Origin of the sequence: Sphingomonas sp. Ag1 (assembly GCF_000980895.1) — a bacterium.
GTDB classification, from domain to species: Bacteria; Pseudomonadota; Alphaproteobacteria; order Sphingomonadales; family Sphingomonadaceae; genus Sphingomonas; species Sphingomonas panaciterrae.
Genome location: NZ_LAZX01000046.1, coordinates 1 through 4230, shown reverse-complemented (window position 1 = coordinate 4230; position 4230 = coordinate 1). Strand labels below are relative to the sequence as shown.

Here is a 4230-nt window from a genome sequence, read left to right as displayed (position 1 = left end):
ATCGCCGCGCTGATCGCGCTGTTCCTGGCGCCGCGTGCCGCGCGCCGCTTCGGCAAGCGCGCCGTCGCCGTCGTCGCGGCGGCGCTGGGCGTGTCGCTCGGCCTGATGCCATTGTTCCTTCGCCAACTGGGCCTGTTCCTGCCGATCGAGCCGGAGGGGCCGCTGGTGGCGACCCTGTTCGCCTTTGCGACGATCTTCGGCACCTTTTCGGCGACCTCGCAGATCATGACGAGCGCGATGATCGCCGACGTGGTGGAGGACAGCATGGTCCGCACGGGTCGCCATGCCGCCGGTACCTTCTTTGCCGCCAACGCCTTCATGAAGACGTGCACCAGCGGGTTCGGCGTGCTTGGCGCCGGGCTGCTGCTGAGCCTGTCGGGATTTCCCGAAAAGGCGATCCCCGGACAGATCGCGCCGGAGGTGATCGACCGGCTGGTCTGGCTGTACATGCCGACGATCGCGATCCTGTGGGCGATCGCCATCGTCTTCCTCTCATTTTACCGGATCGATCGCGCCCGGCACGAGGAGAATGTCCGCCGCGTGCGCGAGAGCGCGGTGGTGGAGGATCTGTCCGCCCGCGCCGGCGAGCCCACGCGCCTGCCACCGACGGTGCTGCCCAGCAGCTGACCAGAACAGGCCTGCCCCACGAAAGGCCAGCGGCCCGACGCCGCTCAACCAACACCCGCGCAAGATCGGGGTCCCAAGGAGAAGATATATAATGCCGTTGCGTTCCTGGCTGCTCACGAGCGGCGCCCTGTTGACCATTGCCGCGCCCGCCGCGTCCATCGCGCAAACGGTCGATACCAATGTCCCGCCGGCCGGCACGGTGCCCGCCCCGGCGCCGTCGATCACCCCGCCGCAGTCCACCGCGGTGCAGCCGCCGCTGGACGACCAGGCCGCCGCCGACATCATCGTCACGGGATCACTGATCCGCGGGCAGCGGGAGGATTCGGCGCTGCCCGTCGACGTCATCACCGCCGGCGAGCTTCAGCGGCAGGGCAGCCCCAGCGTCGTCGAGCTGCTGAAGGCGTTGCCGGTCGCCAATGGCACGCTGGGCGATTCCAACCAGTTCGACAACCGCAGCCAGGGCGCCGAGGGCATCGCCAGCATCAACCTGCGCGGTCTTGGCCCGTCCCGCACGCTCGTCCTGCTGAACAGCCGGCGGCTGGTGCGCGCGGGCAATGGCGTGCCGACCGTCGACGTGAACCTGCTGCCGCTGGCGGCGATCGGGCGGATCGACATCCTGAAGGACGGTGCGGCCGCCACCTACGGGTCGGACGCGATCGCCGGCGTGGTCAATTTCATCACCAACCGGTCGCTGAAGGGACTGGTGGTCAGCGGCGACTACAAGGGCATCAAGGGATCGAACGGCGACTGGACGGCAAGCGCGGCGTTCGGACACAATCAGGACGGCCTGCGCGTCCTTGGCTCCTTCGGGTTCCAGCATCGCAGCGAATTGATGGTCACCGACCGCGATTTCGCGATCGGATCCTATACCAACAATCCCGAGAACGGCTTCACCCAGAGCGGCAATCCCGGCGTGTTCCTGCCCGTGTTCGGCAATGGCGCGCCGGCCGCTGGCCTGCGCCTCGACGCGGGCTGCGTCCCGCTGGGCGGGGTGGCGCTGTCCAACAACGGCGTCCCCAACCAGCGCTGCGCCAACCAGTATCTCGGTTTCAATGCGCTGACCGACACCGAGAACCGGCTGCAGGCGTATCTGGAAGTGGGCGTCGACGTGACGCCGGACATCGAGCTGGAGGTCACCGCGCTTTATGGCTGGTCGGAAGTGCCGCACCAGCGCAGCTCCCCCTCCTACGCCATCCTGCAGCGGCCATCGGCCTATACGCTGCCGGGCAGCTTCGGCGCGACGGCGCAGGCCGGCTTCTTCGTCCCCGCGAGCAACCCCGGCTATGCCGCTTATGCCGCGGCGAACCCCGGCGCGCTGCCGACCAGCGTCGCCGGCATTCCGGTGGCGGGCGCTACCTTCCCGGCGCTGTTGTTCCGGCCGTTCCTGCTGGGCGGGGCCAATGGCGTCGACAGTTCGGGCTGGCGTGAATCGGAATCGATCCGCTTCACCGGCGCGCTGACCGGCGCGCTCAACGATGCGCTCAATTTCGACGTGTCGGGCATGTACCATCGCTACACCCGCCAGACGATGAACATGGATACGATCGTCGACCGCGTGCAGCTGGGCCTGCGCGGGTTCGGCGGGCCGGACTGCAACCGCATCACCGGCACCGCGGGCACGGGCGGATGCCAGTTCCTGAACCCGTTCAGCAATGCGATCGAGCGCAATGCGGTGACCGGCGTCGCCAACCCCGGCTATAATGCCGCGGTCGCCAATTCGCCGGAACTGTCGCGCTGGCTGTACGAACAGTCGCGCAGCAGCTTCGTCACGCAATTGTTCGTGGCGGAGGCGTCGGTGAGCGGCCGCACCCCGATCACGCTGCCGGGCGGCGACCTGTCCTTCGCCGTGGGCGGGCAATATCGCCGCGAATCCTACGATTCCAATTATGGTGCGTTCAACAACCTTGACATCACGCCGTGCCTCGACACGCCGGTCACGGGCAACCTGACCTGTTCGCCGCAGCCCGGGCCGCTCGCCTATCTCGGCTCCAGCCGGCCGCTGTCGGTGAGGGGCGACGTCTATGCGCTGTTCGCCGAAGTGCGCGCGCCGATCCTCGACACGCTCGATCTGCAGCTGGCCGCGCGCTACGAGGATTATGGCGGCGGGGTGGGATCGACCTTCAACCCCAAGGCGACGCTGCGCTGGCAGACGACCGACTGGCTGGCGCTGCGCGGCTCGGTCGGCACCACGTTCCGCGGGCCGCCCGACACGCTGCTGCAGGATGGCTTCGTCACCTCGTTGCAGGTCATCGGCAGTTCGTCGCGCGCGGTGCGCGTCTATAACAATGCCAATCTGCGCCCGGAGAAAGCGACCAACTATTCCGCCGGCGCGATCATCAAGACGGGCGGGCTCAGCGTCAGCGTCGACTATTTCCGGTATGAGCTGACCGACCTGATCGGCGCCGACCCGGTATCGGGCATGACCAATGCGCTGTTCGGGGCGAGCGGATCGGCCAATTGCAACAATCCCGCCTTTGCCGCGCTGCAGGCGCGCTTCACGTTCGACGGAGCGTGCGGGATCAACAATGTCGCACGGCTCGATACCTATTATCTGAACGGCGCCAAGGTGACGAACTCGGGCCTCGATTTCCTGGCCAATTATGACCAGGAGGACGTGCTGGGCGGCAGGCTGGGCCTGGGTGTCACGGCGACCTATGTCATCGACTACAAGACCAGCGACCTGGTGGTCGAGAACGTGCTGGTGCAGCCGGCGTTCGATGCAGTGGGCAAGCTCAATTACCAGACCAGCGCCTATCCGATCCCGCGCTGGCGTGGGCAGGCCTATGCCCAGTTCGGGGTCGATCGCGTCGATGCGCGCTTCACCTTCAATTATATCGACGGCTATGTCGACCAGCGTGCCCTGCCCTTTGCCCCGCGGCGCGAGCTGCCCGGTGCGCCGGTGATCGCGCGCGGCCAGCGGATCTCGGACTGGGCGACGGTGGACTTCACCCTGCGGGTCGAGCCGATCGACGGCACCACCGTCAGCTTCTCGATGCTGAACATCACCGACCGCGACCCGAGCTTCGCGCGGCTCGACCTCAATTACGATCCGTTCACGGGCAATGCGCTGGGCCGCCAGTGGAAGGTCGGCGTGACGAAGAAGTTCTGATCGGTGACGATCTGACCGGAGGGTGCGGGCGCGGTTATGCTGCGTCCGCGCCCGCCGGGGACTGGCCGCCGGGCAGCATCCCGTGGGCGAAGATCTCGGCGTAGATCGCGGTCGCGCGCGCCGGCCCGACGCGCGTGGCCCATTCCTGCAGGTCGACCGCGCGGTTGAGCATCGCCATCGCCATCTGGCTGGCGATCAGCGGGTCGACGGGCCGGATCGACCCTTCGCTGATCCCGTCGATGATGACCCCGGCGAAACGCAGCGCGAAAATGTTGGACTGGCTGATCACCTCACCCCGGTGGGTGGCGGGCAAGGTGGCGAGCGCGGTGGTGCGCATCAGCGGGGCATCGCCGGAAAACTGCACCTCGATCAGCGCCGTCAGCGCGCGCGACAGACGATCCCACATGGTGCCGCCCGCGGCGCCCGCGTCACTCAGCGCCCGCGCGATCGTCTCATAGCTACGCTGGAAGCACGCGAGGACCAGATCGTCCTTG

The 4230-nt window shown here is 67.5% G+C and carries 2 protein-coding genes and 1 pseudogene; 2 read left to right on the top strand and 1 reads right to left on the bottom strand.

Going from position 1 to position 4230, the window contains the following annotated elements; genetic code table 11:
- Both XM50_RS00580 and XM50_RS00575 read left to right on the top strand, forming a co-directional pair.
- Window positions 1-627, top strand: a 627-nt coding sequence (locus XM50_RS00580; protein WP_046406497.1) for an MFS transporter, incomplete at its 5' end; no start/stop codon positions are given.
- A gap of 91 nt (window positions 628-718) precedes the next feature.
- Window positions 719-3736 carry a TonB-dependent receptor domain-containing protein gene (locus XM50_RS00575; protein ID WP_052742305.1) on the top strand — a complete coding sequence of 1006 codons (3018 nt, stop codon included), beginning with the start codon at window positions 719-721 and terminating at the stop codon, window positions 3734-3736.
- A gap of 34 nt (window positions 3737-3770) precedes the next feature.
- Here XM50_RS00575 and XM50_RS20295 read toward each other — a convergent pair.
- A pseudogene (locus XM50_RS20295) lies at window positions 3771-4230 on the bottom strand (TetR/AcrR family transcriptional regulator); the annotation flags it as partial.

Coding starts and splice junctions, on each gene's coding strand:
- XM50_RS00575 (WP_052742305.1), top strand. CDS start 719: ATGCCGTTGCGTTCCTGGCTGCTCACGAGCGGCGCCCTGTTGACCATT.